The organism is Methylobacterium planeticum, from assembly GCF_008806345.1.
Lineage (GTDB): Bacteria > Pseudomonadota > Alphaproteobacteria > Rhizobiales > Beijerinckiaceae > Methylobacterium > Methylobacterium planeticum.
This window is the reverse complement of record NZ_VZZJ01000024.1, coordinates 19,822-35,746: the sequence shown is the minus strand read 5'-3', so window position 1 is coordinate 35,746 and position 15,925 is coordinate 19,822. Positions and strand designations below refer to the sequence as shown.

At 71.0% G+C, this 15,925-nt stretch carries 15 protein-coding genes; 11 read left to right on the top strand and 4 right to left on the bottom strand.

The annotated features are described in order from the left end of the window. Positions 1-6: 6 nt before the first annotated feature. The 3 genes from F6X51_RS21515 to F6X51_RS21505 are packed head-to-tail and all read left to right on the top strand — an operon-like array spanning position 7 to position 3,942. Positions 7-294: a sarcosine oxidase subunit delta gene (locus tag F6X51_RS21515; RefSeq protein WP_150965730.1), complete on the top strand. Its 288-nt coding sequence runs from the start codon at positions 7-9 to the stop codon at positions 292-294. Beyond that, positions 291-3,326: a sarcosine oxidase subunit alpha family protein gene (locus tag F6X51_RS21510; RefSeq protein WP_150965729.1), complete on the top strand. Its 3,036-nt coding sequence runs from the start codon at positions 291-293 to the stop codon at positions 3,324-3,326. The genes F6X51_RS21515 and F6X51_RS21510 overlap by 4 nt, the downstream gene beginning before the upstream one ends. Positions 3,327-3,333: 7 nt before the next feature. Then, positions 3,334-3,942: a sarcosine oxidase subunit gamma gene (locus F6X51_RS21505; RefSeq protein ID WP_407658661.1), complete on the top strand. Its 609-nt coding sequence runs from the start codon at positions 3,334-3,336 to the stop codon at positions 3,940-3,942. Positions 3,943-4,289: 347 nt separating this feature from the next. Here the strand turns inward: F6X51_RS21505 and glnT are convergent, their stop codons facing one another. The 4 genes from glnT to F6X51_RS21485 form a co-directional block, all read right to left on the bottom strand. Continuing rightward, the gene (glnT, locus tag F6X51_RS21500) at positions 4,290-5,588 is read right to left on the bottom strand and encodes a type III glutamate--ammonia ligase (protein WP_150965727.1); all 1,299 of its coding nucleotides are present in this window, start codon (positions 5,586-5,588) and stop codon (positions 4,290-4,292) included. Between the two features lie 94 nt (positions 5,589-5,682). Then, positions 5,683-7,029: an FMN-binding glutamate synthase family protein gene (locus tag F6X51_RS21495; RefSeq protein ID WP_150965726.1), complete on the bottom strand. Its 1,347-nt coding sequence runs from the start codon at positions 7,027-7,029 to the stop codon at positions 5,683-5,685. Beyond that, complete coding sequence (locus tag F6X51_RS21490) at positions 7,029-7,718, bottom strand: GltB/FmdC/FwdC-like GXGXG domain-containing protein (protein ID WP_150965725.1); 690 nt, start codon at positions 7,716-7,718, stop codon at positions 7,029-7,031. The genes F6X51_RS21495 and F6X51_RS21490 overlap by 1 nt, the downstream gene beginning before the upstream one ends. Continuing rightward, entirely contained in the window at positions 7,718-8,611 is an 894-nt protein-coding gene (locus tag F6X51_RS21485) for a class II glutamine amidotransferase (protein ID WP_150965724.1), read from the bottom strand. The genes F6X51_RS21490 and F6X51_RS21485 overlap by 1 nt, the downstream gene beginning before the upstream one ends. Before the next feature lie 728 nt (positions 8,612-9,339). Here F6X51_RS21485 and F6X51_RS21480 point away from each other — a divergent pair. The 8 genes from F6X51_RS21480 (at position 9,340) to F6X51_RS21450 (ending at position 15,649) form a co-directional block, all read left to right on the top strand. Continuing rightward, positions 9,340-9,645 carry a hypothetical protein gene (locus F6X51_RS21480; RefSeq protein WP_150965723.1) on the top strand — a complete coding sequence of 102 codons (306 nt, stop codon included), beginning with the start codon at positions 9,340-9,342 and terminating at the stop codon, positions 9,643-9,645. A 62-nt stretch (positions 9,646-9,707) separates the two neighbouring features. Beyond that, entirely contained in the window at positions 9,708-10,043 is a 336-nt protein-coding gene (locus F6X51_RS21475; protein ID WP_246696940.1) for a hypothetical protein, read from the top strand. Positions 10,044-10,158: 115 nt separating this feature from the next. Continuing rightward, complete coding sequence (locus tag F6X51_RS28100; protein ID WP_191970202.1) at positions 10,159-10,329, top strand: hypothetical protein; 171 nt, start codon at positions 10,159-10,161, stop codon at positions 10,327-10,329. Next, positions 10,329-11,786 carry an APC family permease gene (locus tag F6X51_RS21470; protein ID WP_246696937.1) on the top strand — a complete coding sequence of 486 codons (1,458 nt, stop codon included), beginning with the start codon at positions 10,329-10,331 and terminating at the stop codon, positions 11,784-11,786. Before F6X51_RS28100 ends, F6X51_RS21470 begins: the two co-directional genes overlap by 1 nt. Before the next feature lie 7 nt (positions 11,787-11,793). Then, complete coding sequence (locus tag F6X51_RS21465) at positions 11,794-12,522, top strand: hypothetical protein (RefSeq protein ID WP_150965721.1); 729 nt, start codon at positions 11,794-11,796, stop codon at positions 12,520-12,522. Beyond that, positions 12,470-12,802, top strand: coding sequence for a hypothetical protein (locus F6X51_RS21460; protein WP_246696936.1), 333 nt, complete (start codon positions 12,470-12,472; stop codon positions 12,800-12,802). The genes F6X51_RS21465 and F6X51_RS21460 overlap by 53 nt, the downstream gene beginning before the upstream one ends. A 246-nt stretch (positions 12,803-13,048) precedes the next feature. Beyond that, positions 13,049-14,050, top strand: coding sequence for a hypothetical protein (locus F6X51_RS21455; RefSeq protein ID WP_150965720.1), 1,002 nt, complete (start codon positions 13,049-13,051; stop codon positions 14,048-14,050). A 390-nt stretch (positions 14,051-14,440) separates the two neighbouring features. After that, positions 14,441-15,649, top strand: coding sequence for an endo alpha-1,4 polygalactosaminidase (locus tag F6X51_RS21450; RefSeq protein WP_150965719.1), 1,209 nt, complete (start codon positions 14,441-14,443; stop codon positions 15,647-15,649). The last annotated feature ends 276 nt before the right edge of the window (positions 15,650-15,925 follow it).

Sequence of the window (15,925 nt, the reverse complement as noted above, 5' to 3'; positions counted from 1 at the left end):
CCCGTCATGCGCATTCGATGCCCCTATTGCGGCGAGCGGGACAACGGCGAGTTCAGCTATCTCGGCGATGCCGCGCCGAGGCGGCCGGACGGCCTGGAGGCGCAGGCCTCCGCCATGCACGACTACGTGTACCTGCGCGACAATCCAGCCGGCGAGCACCGGGAGCTCTGGTACCACGGCGCCGGCTGCCGCAGCTGGCTCGTCGTCACCCGCGACACCCGCACCCATACGATCAGCGACGTCTCGCCCGCGCGCGACGTCGCCCGCAGCCGCCGCCCGGGAGAGGCCGCATGAGCACCATCACGCTGCGGCGCTCGGAGGCGGACAGCGCGCCCCTCCCGACCGGTCGCCACGAAGCCTTCCGCACCGCGTCGGGCGGGCTGATCGACCGGCGCCGGCCGCTCGAATTCCGCTTCGACGGAACCCGCCTGTCGGGGTTCGAGGGCGACACCCTGGCCTCGGCGCTGCTCGCCAACGGCGTGCGCCTCGTCGGCCGCTCGTTCAAGTATCACCGGCCCCGCGGCATCCTCTCGGCGGGCTCCGAGGAGCCGAACGCGATCGTCGAGCTGCGCTCGGGCGCGCGCCGGGAGCCGAACACCCGCGCCACCGTCGCGGAGCTCTACGAGGGGCTGGAGGCGCGGAGCCAGAACCGCTGGCCGTCGCTGCGATACGACGCGCTTGCGGTCAACGCGCTCGCGGCGCCGATCTTCGCGGCCGGGTTCTACTACAAGACCTTCATGTGGCCGGCGGCCTTCTGGGAGAGGCTGTACGAGCCGCTGATCCGCCGGGCCGCCGGCCTCGGCCGCGCGGCGGAGGCCCCCGACCCCGACACCTACGACAGGGCCCACGCCTTCTGCGACGTGCTCGTCATCGGCGGCGGGCCGGCCGGATTGTCGGCGGCCCTGGCCGCCGGGCGCTCCGGTGCCCGGGTGATCCTGGTGGACGAGGATCATCGCCTCGGCGGGCGCCTTCTGGCGGAGCGGCGCGCGGTCGGCTCCCGGTCCGGCGTGGACTGGGCGGCGGCGACGATCGCCGAGCTCGAGAGCATGCCGGAGGTGCGCATCCTCAGCCGCACCACCCTGTTCGGCGTCTACGATCACGGCGCCTACGGGGCGGTCGAGCGCGTCAGCGACCACCTGGCCGTGCCCCCGGCGCACGCGCCGCGCCAGCGGTTGTGGCGCATCACTGCGCGGCGGGCCGTGCTGGCGGCGGGGGCGATCGAGCGCCCGCACATCTTCGGCGGCAACGACCGGCCCGGCGTGATGCTGGCCGGCGCGGTGCGGACCTACCTCAACCGCTACGGCGTGCTGCCGGGGCGGCGCGTCGCGATCTTCACCTCGGGCGACGACGGCTGGCGGACGCTCGCCGACGTCGCGGCCGCCGGCGGGCAGGTGGTGGCGGTGATCGATTCGCGGCCCTCCGTGTCGCCGGCCCTGCGCCGGGAGGCCGAGGCCGCCGGCGCGCGTGTCGTCTCCGGCGGCTACGTCGCGGGCACGAAGGGAAGCCTCGCCCTCAAGGCCATCGTGGTCGTCGACGCCGACGGGAGTTCCGAGACCATCGCCTGCGACTGCCTGGCGATGGCCAATGGCTGGAATCCGATCGTCCACCTCGACTCGCACCTGTCGCGCCGGCCGGCCTGGGACGCGGCGATCCACGCCTTCGTGCCGGGCACGCTGCCCTCGGGCATGGTCGCGGCCGGCGCGGCCGGCGGACGCCTGACGCTGGCCGAGTGCCTGGAGACCGGTGCGCAGGTCGGCGGCGAGGCCGCCACCGCCTGCGGCTTCGCGGCGGCGCCCCGCGACACCCTCGGGACCGATCCCGAGAGCATAGCGCACACGCCGCTCTGGCGGGTGGCGAAGCCGAAGGGCAAGGCCTTCGTCGATTTCCAGAACGACGTCGCGGCCGCGGACGTGGAGCTCGCCCACCGCGAGGGCTTCCGGGCGGTCGAGCACCTGAAGCGCTACACCACCCTCGGGATGGCGACCGATCAGGGCAAGACCTCGAACCTCGCGGGGCTCAGCCTCATGGCCGAGCTGACCGGCCAGGCGATCCCGAGCGTCGGCACCACGGTCTTCCGCCCGCCCTTCACGCCGGTTGCGATCGGCGCCTTCGCGGGCCATCACCGCGGCAAGGACTTCCGGGCGATCCGGCAGGTGCCCTCCCACGCCTGGTGCGAGGAGCAGGGCGCGGTCTTCGTCGAGACCGGCCTGTGGCTTCGCCCCGCTTACTTCCCGAAGGCCGGCGAGGCCGACTGGCTCGAGAGCGTCAACCGCGAGGTGGACACGGTCCGGAGCAGGGTCGGAATCTGCGACGTCACCACGCTCGGCAAGATCGACATCCAGGGCCGGGACGCGCTGGCCTTGATCGAGCGGGTCTGCGCCAACCCCTTCGGCACGCTGCCGGTCGGCAAGGCCCGCTACGCGGTGCTCCTGCGCGAGGACGGCTTCGTCCTGGACGACGGCACCGTCGCGCGGATGGGCGAGCGCCACTTCGTCATGACGGCCTCGACGGCGAACGCCGCGAAGGTCATGCAGCACCTCGAGTTCTGCCACCAATGGCTCTGGCCGGACCTCGACGTGCAGATGGTCTCGGTCAGCGAGCAATGGGCCCAGTACGCGGTGGCGGGCCCCCGCGCGCGCGACACGCTGCGGGGCGTCATCGATCCCGGCTTCGACATCGGCAACGAGGCCTTCCCGTTCCTGGCCTGCGCCGAGGTCACGGTCGGCGGCGGGATCCCGGCGCGGCTGTTCCGCATCTCGTTCTCGGGCGAGCTCGCCTACGAGCTCGCGGTTCCGGCGGCCTACGGCGACGCCGCCTGGCGGGCGATCATGCAGGCGGGCTCGCCTCACGGCATCACGGCCTACGGCTCCGAGGCGCTCTCGGTGATGCGCATCGAGAAGGGGCACGCGGCCGGCGCGGAGATCAACGGGCAGGCCACCGCGCGCGACCTCGGTCTCGGCGGCATGCTCGCCAAGAAGAAGGACTATGTCGGGCGCCTGATGAAGGAGCGGCCCGCGCTCACCGATCCCGACCGCCCGATCCTGGTGGGCTTCCGCCCCGTCGACCGGGCGCAGCGCCTGCGCGCGGGCGCCCACTTCCTCGCGCTCGGCGCCGGCCCGAGCCTCGCGGCCGACGAGGGCTTCATGACCTCGGTCGCCCACTCCCCGAGCCTCGGGCACTGGATCGGGCTCGGCTTGCTCCGGCGCGGCCCCGAGCGCCACGGGGAGCGGGTGCGCGCCTACGACCCGGTGCGCGACGCCGACATCGAGGTCGAGATCTGCTCGCCCGTCTTCGTCGATCCGAAAGAGGAGAAGCTGCGTGTCTGAGGGCGTGATGACGAGCGCGTGGACCCCCCGCAGCGCCTGGGCCGGGTTCGCGCGGGCCGGCCGGCATGGACGTCCGCAGGGGGAGCCGGGCGTCCGGCTGACCCTGCGGGACGGCGTCGGCCTCGCCACCGTGATCGCGGCCGACGGGCAGGAGGACGCCCTGGGGCGCATCCTGGCGGACCGGTTCGGCTGGTCGCTGCCCGGGAGCGGCGCGGCGACACTCGTGGGCGAGCGGGGCCTCGTCTGGTCCGCGCCCGGCCAGTGGCTGGCGGTCGCCGAGGCGCGCGCCGGGCTGCAGGGCCTCGCCGAGGCCTTGCGCGGGGTCGCGGCCGTCACGGACCAGAGCGACGCGCGCGCGATCGTGCGGGTCTCCGGCCCGCGCGCGCGCGGGCTCCTGTCGAAGGGGGTGGCGGTCGACCTGCACCCGCGCGCCTTCGCGGCCGGGCAGGCCGCCGTCACCAGCATCGCGCATATCGGCGCCCAGATCTGGCAGCGGGACGAGGCGCCGACCTACGACCTCGCCGTCGCCCGCAGCTTCGCGGGCAGCTTCTGGTCCTGGCTGAGCCACGCCGCGGCGGAGTTCGGATACGAGGTGGATCGCGAAGCGGAACACTGAACCCTGGGGGCAGCCCCCAAGCGCCAGCCCCGAAGCACCAGCCCCGAAGCGTCGGCACGAAGCCCGGAAGGCGTGGGAAGCGCCGGCGCCCCTCTCCCGCGGGAGCGGTCCGCCCCCTCCCCCGGAATGCGCCGGGGGGCCTGCCGGTCCCGCGCGTGCGGAGCCGGCCGGTTCGGCGCGGACGGTCCGGTCCCCTCCGGCCAACCCCGCGACGCCTGATCCCGGACGGGACGCCTGGGGGGCCGGACGCGCGATCGCCGGGACGCCTCGCGCTCGAAAAACCCCGCCGGCGAGGCCGGCGGGGCTGAGGCCCGGTGCGCTTTGATCCCGCGGCGGACGCGCTCGGCTCAGCAATCGAGGGTGGTGTCGCGCTCCCACTGGGTCAGGTGGCGACAATAGGCGTTCCATTCCTCGGTCTTGAGCTTGAGGTAGCTCGGCACGAAGGCCCCGAGGGCCTCGTTGAGCACGTCGCAGCCCTCGAGCGCCCGCATCGCGTCGAGCATGTTGAGGGGCAGCCGCTTGACGCCCTCGACCGTGTGGCCGTCCGTGTACATGTTGATGTCGAGGCGCTGGCCCGGATCGCGCCGGTTGCGCAGCCCGTCGAGCCCCGCCGCCAGGATGCCGGCCTGCAGCAGGTAGGGGTTGGCCGCCCCGTCCGCGAGGCGGAACTCGAAGCGCCCGCCATCGGGGATGCGGATCATGTGGGTGCGGTTGTTGCCCGTGTAGGTCACGGTGTTGGGCGCCCAGGTCGCCCCCGAGGTGGTGCGCGGCGCGTTGATGCGCTTATAGGAGTTCACGCACGGGTTGGTGATGGCCGCGAGCGCGTCGGCCGAGTGGATCAGGCCCCCGATGAAGTGGTAGCCCTCCCGCGACAGGCCGATCTCATCCGCGGGGTCGCTGAAGACGTTGCGCTCGTCCCGCCAGACCGAGACGTGGGCGTGGCAGCCCGAGCCCGTCAGGTCCATGAAGGGCTTGGGCATGAAGGTCGCGCGCAGGCCGTGCTTCTCGGCGATGGAGCGCGTCATGTACTTGAAGAAGGCGTGCCGGTCGGCGGTGACGAGGGCGTCGTCGTAGTCCCAGTTCATCTCGAACTGGCCGTTGGCGTCCTCGTGGTCGTTCTGGTAGGGCCGCCAGCCGAGGCTCAGCATGGCGTCGCAGATCTCCGTGATGACGTCGTAGCGCCGCATCAGGGCCGACTGATCGTAGCAGGGCTTCATCTGCCGGTCGGCGGTGTCGGCGGGCTCCGAGCCGCAGGGGGTGATCAGGAAGAACTCGCACTCGACGCCGGTCTTCATCTGCAGCCCGTCCCGGGCCGCGTCCTTGATCAGGCGCTTGAGGATGTTGCGCGGGCCCTGCGCGACGGGCACCCCGTTCATGACGAGATCCGCCGGCAGCCAGCCGACCTCGGGCTTCCAAGGCAGCTGGATCAGGCCGTCGGGATCGGGCACCGCCAGGAGGTCGGCATCGGCCGGGCTCATGTCGAGCCAGGTCGCGAAGCCCGCGAAGCCCGCGCCGTTCTTGCAGGTGCTCCTGATGGCCGCGGCCGGCACCAGCTTGGCGCGCTGCGTGCCGAACAGATCGGTGTAGGACACGAGGAAGTACTTGATACCGCGTTCCTTGGCGGCAATCTCGAGATCGAGCGTCATCGCGAAACACTCCCGTGGGTCGATCGGCTGCGTGGTGGGCCTGCGTACGTCGAGAGGGCCGCCCCCGCTGCGCGGGAGCGGCCCTCCAGGAAGCTCAGAAACCGGTCTTGCCCGGCACCCATTCGGTGCCGGCGAGGGGCACGCCCGCCATGGCGGCGGCCTCGATCGTCAGCGCCACCAGATCCTCCGGTTCGAGGTTGTGCAGGTGGCTCTTGCCGCAGGCCCGGGCGATGGTCTGGGCTTCCAGCGTCATCACCGCGAGGTAGTTGGCGAGCCGCCGACCGGCGAGGACGGGGTCGAGGCGGCTCGCGAGCTCGGGCCGCTGCGTCGTGATGCCGGCGGGGTCGTTGCCCTCGTGCCAGTCGTCGTAGGCGCCGGCCGTGGTGCCGAGGGCCTGGTACTCCGCCTCCCAGCGCGGATCGTTGTCGCCGAGCGCGATCAGCGCCGCGGTGCCGATCGCCACCGCATCCGCCCCGAGGGCCAGGACCTTGGCGACGTCGGCGCCCGAGCGGATGCCGCCCGAGACCACGAGCTGGACCTTGCGGTGCAGCCCGAGGTCGCGCAGCGCCTGCACGGCGGGCCGGATCGCCGCGAGCGTCGGGATCCCGACATGCTCGATGAAGACGTCCTGGGTGGCGGCGGTGCCGCCCTGCATCCCGTCGAGCACCACCACGTCGGCCCCCGACTTCGCCGCGAGCGCGGTGTCGTAATAAGGCCGCGACGCCCCGACCTTGACGTAGATCGGCTTCTCGCCGTCCGTGATCTCGCGCAGCTCCTCGATCTTGATCTCGAGGTCGTCCGGGCCGGTCCAGTCCGGGTGGCGGCAGGCGGAGCGCTGGTCGATGCCGGGGGGCAGGCAGCGCATCCCGGCGACGCGCTCGGTGATCTTCTGGCCGAGCAGCATGCCGCCGCCGCCGGGCTTGGCGCCCTGGCCGATCACCACCTCGATGGCGTCGGCCCGGCGCAAATCGTCCGGGTTCATGCCGTAGCGCGAGGGCAGGTACTGGTAGACGAGGGTCTGCGAGTGACCCCGCTCCTCCTGCGTCATGCCGCCGTCGCCCGTGGTGGTGGAGGTGCCGGCGAGCGTCGCGCCGCGCCCGAGGGCTTCCTTGGCCTGGCCGGAGAGCGAGCCGAAGCTCATGCCGGCGATCGTCACCGGGGTCTTCAGCGTGATCGGCTTCGAGGCGAAGCGGTTGCCGAGCACCACCTCCGTGCCGCAGCGCTCGCGGTAGCCCTCGAGCGGGTAGCGGCTGATCGAGGCGCCGAGGAACAGGAGGTCGTCGAAATGGGGCAGCGGACGCTTCGCGCCGGCGCCCCGGATGTCGTAGATGCCGGTCGCCGCGGCGCGGCGGATCTCGGACATCACGTCGGGGGTGTAGGTCGCGGAGAAGCGCGGCTTCGTGCGCGGCAGGTCGCGCGGATCCTTCGGGGTCTCGGCCATCAGTAGGCTCCGGCGTTGTCGACGTGGAAATGGTAGAGGCGGCGCGCCGAGCCGTAGCGCTTGAACTCGGACGGATCGATCTCGCCCGCGAGCCCGGCGGCCTTCAGCTTGCCGTGGAGCTGCTCGCGGTGCTCGTCGCGCATCTCCTTCTCGATGCAGTCGGCGCCGAGGCTCCTGACCGAGCCGCGCACGAACAGCCTGGCCTCGTAGAGTGAGTCGCCGAGCGCCTCGCCGGCGTCGCCCAGCACCGTCAGGGTCCCGGCCTGGGCCATGAAGGCCGACATGTGGCCGATCGAGCCCTTCACCACGATGTCGATGCCCTTCATCGAGATGCCGCAGCGCGCCCCCGCATTGCCGTCCACGACGAGGAGGCCGCCATGCGCGGTGGCGCCCGCCGCCTGGCTGGCATCGCCCCGCACGTGGACGAAGCCCGACATCATGTTCTCGGCGACGCCCACGCCCGCATTGCCGTTGATCACGACGCTGGCGTGCTTGTTCATGCCGGCGCAGTAATAGCCGACGTTTCCGTCGATCTCGACGCTGATCGGCGCGTCGAGCCCCGCCGCGATGGCGTGGCGCCCGTCCGGCCCGGTGACGGTCCAGTGGCTCTCGTTGGTGTCGGGGCGCAGGGCGTGCAGGGTGCGGTTCAGCTCGCGCAGGGGCGCGCGGTTCAGGTCGAAGTTCGGCATCAGTGGCGCTCCCAGGCGTAGACGCGGGCGGGCTCGGGCTCGAAGACGCGCGCCTTGTCGATGCCGGGCAGGCCGACGAGCGCCCTGTATTCGGAGCCGAAGGCGACGTAGTCGTCGGTCTCGGCCATGACGGCGGGCTTGCAGGCGATGGGGTCGCGCACCACCGCGAACCCCGTCTCGGTGCCGACCACGAAGGTGAAGAAGCCGTCGAGATCCCGCAGGCTCGATTCGAGCGCCTCCTTGAGCGAGGCGCCCTCGCGCATGCGCCAGCTCAGGTAGCCGGCGGCGACCTCGGTGTCGTTCCGGGTGGCGAAGGTCAGGCCCTCGCGCTCGAGGCGGCGGCGCATGTCGTTGTGGTTCGAGAGCGAGCCGTTGTGGACGAGGCACTCGTCGATGCCCGTCGAGAACGGGTGGGCGCCGTTCGTGGTGACGGCGCTCTCGGTCGCCATGCGGGTGTGGCCGATGCCGTGCGTCCCGGTCATGCCGGCGAGGTCGAAGCGCCCGGCGACCTGGGCCGGCAGGCCGACCTCCTTGTAGATCTCCATCCGCCGGCCGGCGCTGACCACGTCGATCCCGCGCGTGTTCGCCTGCAGCCAGGCCCGCACCGCGTCCTCGCGCCCGGCGGGAACCGAGAGGACCGTGTGGGTGTCGCGCTCGACCGTCTCGAAGCGGGCGCCGAGGCCGGCCTCGAGCCCGGACACCGCGACGGAGAGGGCGGCCTGGTCGGGACCCCGGAGAGTCAGCTTCACGCCCTCGCCGTCGGCGCCGTAGACGGCGAAGCCCGCGCTGTCGGGACCGCGGCCCGTCATCGTCTCGAGCATGTTGGACAAAAGCGTGCCGAGCTGTGGCTCAAGCTTGGGATTCTTCAAGAACAACCCGACTATGCCGCACATCGCAAGTTCCCCGTCTCATCGAGTCTGCACGATACAGCTCGCACAGGCCGGACCCTTGGTCAACCAATGGTCACAAATTTTTCTTGGCAAGAAAGTGCTGCGGTGCCGAACGGACCGGCATGCGGGCCGGCCCGGTGCCGCCCCGGCGTCGCCTCGCGGGCGTGGAGTTCCGAGAACCCCGGCGATCGCCCCCGCCCGGCGTCGCCGCGCCGCGTCACCGGTTCCAGGGCGTTCCCGATGCGCCGATACGATCCCGGTACGGGACGAATCCGGGACGCTGACATCGAAAACCAATCATGCCCGACCGCATCCGGGATGCCGCCTCCCGAGCTCCGGGACGACGATTCCCGCGGTCCGTTCGCCCGAAACCGCGATTTGTTCTCCCCAGGTACGAAAGTTTCTCCATAAGCGAGCGGGCGTTAAGCTCACCCGGCGTTGCGAGACGACCGTGCCGAGCGCCCAGGCAGACCGCGCCGGTCGCGTGCTCGACCGCGCGAGGCCTTCGGACGGACGGGGCCGAAATGGATGGCTCGCGGGGCCTCCTCGACCCGCTCGGCGACGCGCCGACGCGGCGGATCCGGCCGGCCGCCGCAGGCCGGCAGGACAGTTCCGGTTTGACGCGCTGCACAACATTTTTGACATTGACAACGGCGCGCGCTCGGCAGTTTCTTTCCCGAAAAGAACGACGCATTCCCGAAAAGAATAACTTCCCTGGGAGGGAGCGTGCCATGTCGCACCAGGACCCCCGCATCTCGGCCATGTTCCGGCGAGACTGCGCGGCCGCCATCTTCGCGGTCGTCGTGGTCTGGCTGATCTACGCCTTCACCTTCTGGACGATGCGGCACGTGTTCGATGCCGCCAACCTGACCATCCCGATGGCTCTGCTCGGTGTCAGCGTCCTGTTTCTCAACACGGCGGCGATCGTCGCGATGATCCGGCACTACGGCGAGGATCGGGCCGCGATCTACGGGATCGACATCTACTATCTCGATCAGCTTCGCCGGATGCGGCAGGACAAGGGAGCGGTGAAGTGAAGAAAACCCCCTACGAGCCGCCCAAGCAATCGGTCGCCGGGCAGATCTTCGATGCCTTCCTGATGCTGGTGCTCGTCTTCTTCACGCTCTACCTGCCGCTGCTGTTCAAGCTGGCGGGCGGCGGCACGACGACGACCGAGTACCCGAACCCGACCTGGGAGGCGCTCGGCCAGAACGCCGTCATGGCGGCGCAATGGGAGAAGCTCGGGATCGCGCCCGAGAAGGCCGCGACGATCATCGGGACCCGCTTCGATTACGCCCTCAACTGGAGCGCCCTGGCGCTGACGGTGGTCATCATCGTCGGATACTTCGTTTTCCTGTTCCGGTACTCGGATCGCGAATACCGGGACGTCATCGCCGAGCGCTTCGGCTCGGACGACGCGCCGCGGGCCCGCTGATCGCGCGGCTCACGCTGTCCGGGTCCGCGAACTTGCCGGGTGCGCGAACTTGCCGGATCCGAGAACGTGCCGGATCCGAGATTCCGCCTTCCATCGAACCGCAAGGAAGTCCGTCATGGTGGAGATCATGAACTGGAGCGCCTGGGCGATCGCCGGAGCCCTCGCGCTCTGGATGAGCTTCGACCTGCTGCGCACCAACCGAGCCTTCGGGGAGGATTACCTCCTCTCCTCCGAGGAGGGCGAGATCGTCGACGCCGATGTCGGCGAGCAGGCAGCGAGGTCGTGATGCAGAACGTTCAGGTTGCCTCTCCGCCGGGGATCCAGGCCCCGAAGATCTCCCTGGCGGAAGCCCCGCCGGTGGCGGCAGCCGCGCCGGCCAGGAAGATCGCGCTCCTGCGCGTGCTCGGCCCGGGCCATGTCTGGGCGCTCGGCGTCGGGATCGTGCTGGTCGGCGAGTTCATGGGCTGGAACTTCGCCGTCGGCAAGGGCGGGCCGGTCGCGGCGCTGACCGCCTGCTGGCTCGCCGGCATCCTCTACACCTGCGTGGCGATGATCGATTCCGAGATCACCTCCACGGTGGCCGCCGCGGGCGGCCAGTACGCGCAGGCCAAGCACATCATCGGCCCGCTCGCGGCCTTCAATGTCGGCCTCTACCTCGTCATGGCCTACACCATGCTGGAGGTCTCGAACGCCATCGTGACCGGCGACCTCCTCGAGGCGTTCATGGCGAATCTCGGCGTCCCGGGCACCGTCGACAAGCGCGCCTTCATGGTGCTCACCATCGTGGCGCTGGCCTTCCTGAATTATCGCGGCGTCCTCGCCTCGCTGACCATGAACCTCCTGATCACGGCCGCGGCCTTCGCCGCCATCGTGGTGCTGTTCGTGGCGACGCAGCCCTGGGCCCCGGGCGCGGTGCTGCGGCACGACGCGCTCCTCGTCGGCCTGCCCTACGGCAGCCTCGGCATCCTCGCCGCCATGCATTTCGGCCTGTGGTTCTACCTCGGCATCGAGGGCACGACCCAGGCCGCCGAGGAGGTGCGCTCCCCCGCCCGCGCCCTCCCCCTCGGCACCATGACGGGCATGATGACCCTGCTCATCGCCGCCACCGCCACGTGGTACGTCTGCTCGGGGCTGATGCCCTGGGAATATCTCGGGCAGGCCGTGACGCCGCTCTACGACGCCGGGCGCCTGACGGGGAACCGCTGGCTCGAGGTGTTCCTGTTCTTCGGCACCCTGTTCGCCACCGTCGCCTCGGCCAATGGCTGCATCAACGACGCCTCGCGGGCCTGGTTCGCCATGGGGCGCGACCGCTACATGCCGGCCTGGTTCGGTGCCGTGCACCCGATCTACCACACCCCCTACCGGGCGATCGTCTTCTTCGTCCCGGTGGCGATCCTGTTCGCGGTCTCGACGCCGCTCGACCAGACCATCACCTTCTCGATCCTGTCGGGGCTCCTCGGCTACACGCTGATGGCGCTGTCCATCATCCTGTTCCGCCGCAAATGGCCCCTCGGCACCATCCAGCGGGGCTACGTCCACCCGCTCCATCCCCTGCCCTGCCTGCTGCTGCTGCTCCTGTGCAGCGTGACGTACCTCGCGGTGTTCCTCGGATACGGGACGCAACTCGTGGCGATGATGAGCTTCTACATCATCGCCTCCGCCTGGTTCGTCCTGCACCGCTACAAGTATGTCCGGCGCGGCGACCAGTTCACGATGCACTGGCCGAAGCCGAGGGGCTATTGAGGCCGGCATGATCGACCTCCTCGCCCTTCCGATCCTCGCCGCCGCCGGCTACGCGCTCCACCGGCGCGGCCGGGCGGCCTCGGCGGAGCGGGCCGGGATGCTCCGGCCCTGCGCCGACCTTTTAGCGGACCCGGCCGAGGGGCGCGACCCGACCGGCTTCGGGACGCTGTCCGGCCGCTTCGCGGGACTGCCCGTCGTCATCCGGCTCATCCCCGAGGCGGTGGCCTTCCGGCGCCTGCCGCAGCTCTGGCTCAGCGTCTCGGTGCATCATCCGACGGGCGCCCGCGGCACGATCGACATCCTCCGCCGGGTGGCCGGGGCCGAGTTCTATGCGCCCGCGGACGACCTCCCGGCGCGCTACGACCTGCCGCACGCCTGGCCGGGCGGGACGCTGGTGCGGGGATCGCATGGGGCCGGGGCCCTCCTCGCCCGGGCCGCGCCGGTCGTCGGAACGATCCTGGCGGATCCGCGCGCGAAGGAGGTCCTCGTCACCGCGCGGGGCGTCCGGATCGTCAGCCAACTCTGCGAGGGCGAGCGCGGCGCCTACCTGCTCCTGCGCGAGAACCGGTTCCCCCTCGGGGCCGTCGACCGCGAGGCCCTGCATTCCGCCCTCGCGCGGGCCGTAACCCTCGCCCGCCTGATCACCGAGGACGTGCCCCATGACGAACCCCATGACGAACCCCATGACGAGCCCAGTGGCGAACCCCGTGACGAGCCCGCGCGCGCGGCTGCCTGACCCCTACGCGGTCCTCGCGGCCGCGATCGTGCTGCCCGGCATGGGACACGTGCTGATCGGCCGGGCCGGGCGCGGCCTCGGCTTCGCGCTCTTCGTCCTGGCGGGCGCGTGGCTCACCACGAAGTTCGCGAGCCCGGATGCCGGCGCCCTCGGACGCCACGCGGCCGGCCTGTTCGTCTGGGCCCTCTCGATCCCCGACGCCTATCGGGGCGCGCGCCTGAGGGCGGCGAGCGCCCCGCCCGCGGGCTTGGAATCCGGTCTCCGGACGTCGGCCCCCTAAGGTCCGCCCGCGCCTGGCCGGCCGCCGCGCGCCGGGTCGCGGCGCACCCGGGCGAGCCCTGAGCCAGGCAAGGGGAATCGGCGGTATTCATCGGTCTCAAACCCGCGCATGACTGGTCTAGCCATTTCGCGCTACCTCGTAAGATTGTCGTGGCGGAGTCGTGATCGCGCGCACTTGCTAGTACTCTCGTCCTGTTCGGGTGTTGTGCCGTCCGTCTCGAAGCACAACGAACACGCGAGGGTTCCAATGAGAGCGAGCGGCTGGGTCATCCTCTCGGCGGTCCTGATGCTGACGAATGCGGTGTCGTTTCCCCCCGCCAGGGCGGCGGAAGGCGCCGAGGGAACAACGGACGTCGCGCTGAAGCCGACGGACGAGGCGCTGTCGCTCGCTCGCGACCGCCTCAGGGACGAGCTGACCTCGTACCGTTCGCGCCTCAAGGACGATCCCCCGGCCTACGCCGCGCCGCGCCGGACCCAGGGCGCCGGGACAGAGCCCGCCCCGAGGGACGATCTGGCGTCGCTGCGCCGGCCGGATCCGAAGCCCGGGGTGCTGAACGACGAGGTGCGGACGCAGGACCTCCAGGCGCGGGCGCAGAGGAAGCTCGACGACGACGAGCGGAGGTGGAAGCAGCTCACCCACTCGATCTGCGTAGCCTGCGGGACGTCCTCACCGCCGGTGAGGACCGCCCCCGTGACGCCCGGGGACGTGCTGGCGCGCCGCCCCTCGCCCCCCACGCGGGATCCCGTGTCCCAGCCCTCCGAGACGGCGCAGGCCTCGGGCAGCGGGCCGGTTGCGGCCGCACCGCAGCGCCGGTTGCGCTACGCGAAGCTGCGGCGCCAGATCCTGGGCCAGTCCCGCCCGGTCGCCGGCCTCCGCCAGCGCGCCCGGCTCACCCCGCGCTACGCGCGGCTCAGGCGCCAGCTTCTCAGCCAGGCGCGACCGATCGGGCGCATCCACCGGCGCTCCCAGCACGCCCTCCTCCACGCTTCGGGCCATCGCCGCCTGGCTCGCGCGCGGCTCCGGTACGCCGGTCAGGCGTGGCGCGCCCGCCGCGTCCTCGCACGGGCCCCCAAGGTCGCCAGCATCCGGCGGCGCTTCGTCGTTCTCGGCGGCACCGGGTTCGACGCCCGCGACCGAGGCCACCCGCCGGCCCGTCGGAACCGGCAGCCATACGCGCTCTGCACCTACGGCTACGGCTCCGCCCATCTCCAGGGCGGGCTGCCGACGATGTGCGTGAGCGCGCAATAGCACCAGCGGCGCGAGGCTGACGCGGGCGACGGCGTCAGCCGTCCCGCGGCCGTCCGACGACCACGCCGGCGCCGCGCGCCGGCGTGGTCGTTCGCGCTCCCGGCCCGGCCGCACGCCGCCCGGATCCGCCGCAGAGCCCCGTAATCCCGGACTCCGCGCGATCGGAACAGGTGAATACCTTGATCTCGTCCGCGGTTGAGGTCGCGCGGGAGCAGGTCAACGCAAAACTCTCGAATACAATGCGAATTCGCTCCCTGATTGATCCAGTCTTTTGCCGGTTTCACGAGTGTACTCGTCGGTACATTTCCGATATATATCTTGGTTGACACATTTTCGCCGCATTATCGAAACGTATAAAAACATATTAACAATCGATAAGGCGAGGGCCGAATGCCGAAGACTGGCTTGTATCTCCTTCAGGGCATCTCGCCCGACCAGGTTGCGACGTCCCCGTTCGATGTGCGCGTGATCGATGCCTACGACGAGAACGGCAGCCTGTGGACAAGCCAGCAGGTCGCCAAGATGGGCGGCGGCAGCGCCGACCCGCATCTCCTGCTCGGGTATTTCAGCATCGGCGAGGCCGAGACCTACCGGGATTACTACGACACGATCCCGAAGGCCGCGATCGGACCGGAGAACCCCCAGTGGGAGGGAAACTTCGAGGTCGCCTTCTGGACGAGCGAATGGAAGGCCGTCGCGACCCAATACGTCGATAACCTGATCAAGGCCGGGTACGACGGCGCCTATTTCGATGTCGTCGACGAGTACCAGACCAAGTGGGCGCAGAGCCAGATCGCCGACCCGGCGAAAGCCATGGCCGACCTGGTGAAATCCCTCGCCGACTATGCCCATGCGCAGAACCCGAATTTCAAAATTTGGGTCAACAACGCGGAGGAGCTTCTCCAGAACGACACCTATTTCAATGCCGTCGACGGCATGTTCAAGGAGAACCTCTACTACAACGATAACGGCGAGAAGCAGTCCGCCGGAGAGACGAAGTCGAGCCTCGAGTTCCTGAACAAGATGGTTGCCGCCGGCAAGGACGTGATCGCGATCGAGTACGTCAGCGGATCCGACAAGATCGCGGACGTGCACGCCCAGGCCGACCGCGACGGCCTCGGCAGTTACGTCGCCCATCTCGACCTCGACGGGATCGACTACGACGGCGTGCGCGCCGGGCAGGACAGCGGCGCGGGCACCGTGACGCCGCCCGCTGAGCCCGTCGAGACCGGTGGCGGCGGGACCACCGACGCGGCGGCGGGCGGCGCCCAGCCGGCGCCGTCCGCGCCCGACAAGGAGAGCCCGGCGCAGACGCCCGGCCCGTCGACGGGCAGCGCGCCCGAGACCTCAGCCGACCCGGACACGGACGCCCAAGCGGGTGGAAACGCGGGTGGACATGCCGGCCACCACGCGGGCGGTCACCACGACAGCTTCCATTTCCACGCGGGCCTCTCCGACGGGACGGCTCACGCGCACCACCAGGGCGGCGCCTGGCATGGCGCGGGCCACGGGGGCGGGCACGATGGGGTCGAGACCGATCCGATGAGCCTGTACCTGCAGCACAGCTGCGGCTCGGACCACGCGGCGCACGCGGGCTGACGGGGCTCGGGGCCGGATCGGGCCGTCGACCGGCTCGTCCGGCCCGGCGTCCCGCGGACATGATCGCGCGTTCGGCCGGCCGAGCGCGGCGCCCGATCAGCCCGCGTCCGACATCACGGCCTCCTCACCCCTTCGACGGCGTGCCGGTCCGCACAAGCGGCCGATCGGTCGCGGTGTCCCTCGGCCGCGCGGGGAAGTAGGGGCTGAAGAAGACCGTCTTCGTCTGGCTCTCCTTCCGGGGACCCGGAACATCGGAGAAGCCGCCGGCGCTGGTCG

What these genes read in the sequence shown, in the direction of transcription:
- F6X51_RS21515 (WP_150965730.1), top strand. Translation starts at nt 7, where the DNA reads ATGCGCATTCGATGCCCCTATTGCGGCGAGCGGGACAACGGCGAGTTC.
- F6X51_RS21510 (WP_150965729.1), top strand. Translation starts at nt 291, where the DNA reads ATGAGCACCATCACGCTGCGGCGCTCGGAGGCGGACAGCGCGCCCCTC.
- F6X51_RS21505 (WP_407658661.1), top strand. Translation starts at nt 3,334, where the DNA reads ATGACGAGCGCGTGGACCCCCCGCAGCGCCTGGGCCGGGTTCGCGCGG.
- glnT (WP_150965727.1), bottom strand. Translation starts at nt 5,588, where the DNA reads ATGACGCTCGATCTCGAGATTGCCGCCAAGGAACGCGGTATCAAGTAC.
- F6X51_RS21495 (WP_150965726.1), bottom strand. Translation starts at nt 7,029, where the DNA reads ATGGCCGAGACCCCGAAGGATCCGCGCGACCTGCCGCGCACGAAGCCG.
- F6X51_RS21490 (WP_150965725.1), bottom strand. Translation starts at nt 7,718, where the DNA reads ATGCCGAACTTCGACCTGAACCGCGCGCCCCTGCGCGAGCTGAACCGC.
- F6X51_RS21485 (WP_150965724.1), bottom strand. Translation starts at nt 8,611, where the DNA reads ATGTGCGGCATAGTCGGGTTGTTCTTGAAGAATCCCAAGCTTGAGCCA.
- F6X51_RS21480 (WP_150965723.1), top strand. Translation starts at nt 9,340, where the DNA reads ATGTCGCACCAGGACCCCCGCATCTCGGCCATGTTCCGGCGAGACTGC.
- F6X51_RS21475 (WP_246696940.1), top strand. Translation starts at nt 9,708, where the DNA reads ATGCTGGTGCTCGTCTTCTTCACGCTCTACCTGCCGCTGCTGTTCAAG.
- F6X51_RS28100 (WP_191970202.1), top strand. Translation starts at nt 10,159, where the DNA reads ATGGTGGAGATCATGAACTGGAGCGCCTGGGCGATCGCCGGAGCCCTC.
- F6X51_RS21470 (WP_246696937.1), top strand. Translation starts at nt 10,329, where the DNA reads ATGCAGAACGTTCAGGTTGCCTCTCCGCCGGGGATCCAGGCCCCGAAG.
- F6X51_RS21465 (WP_150965721.1), top strand. Translation starts at nt 11,794, where the DNA reads ATGATCGACCTCCTCGCCCTTCCGATCCTCGCCGCCGCCGGCTACGCG.
- F6X51_RS21460 (WP_246696936.1), top strand. Translation starts at nt 12,470, where the DNA reads ATGACGAGCCCAGTGGCGAACCCCGTGACGAGCCCGCGCGCGCGGCTG.
- F6X51_RS21455 (WP_150965720.1), top strand. Translation starts at nt 13,049, where the DNA reads ATGAGAGCGAGCGGCTGGGTCATCCTCTCGGCGGTCCTGATGCTGACG.
- F6X51_RS21450 (WP_150965719.1), top strand. Translation starts at nt 14,441, where the DNA reads ATGCCGAAGACTGGCTTGTATCTCCTTCAGGGCATCTCGCCCGACCAG.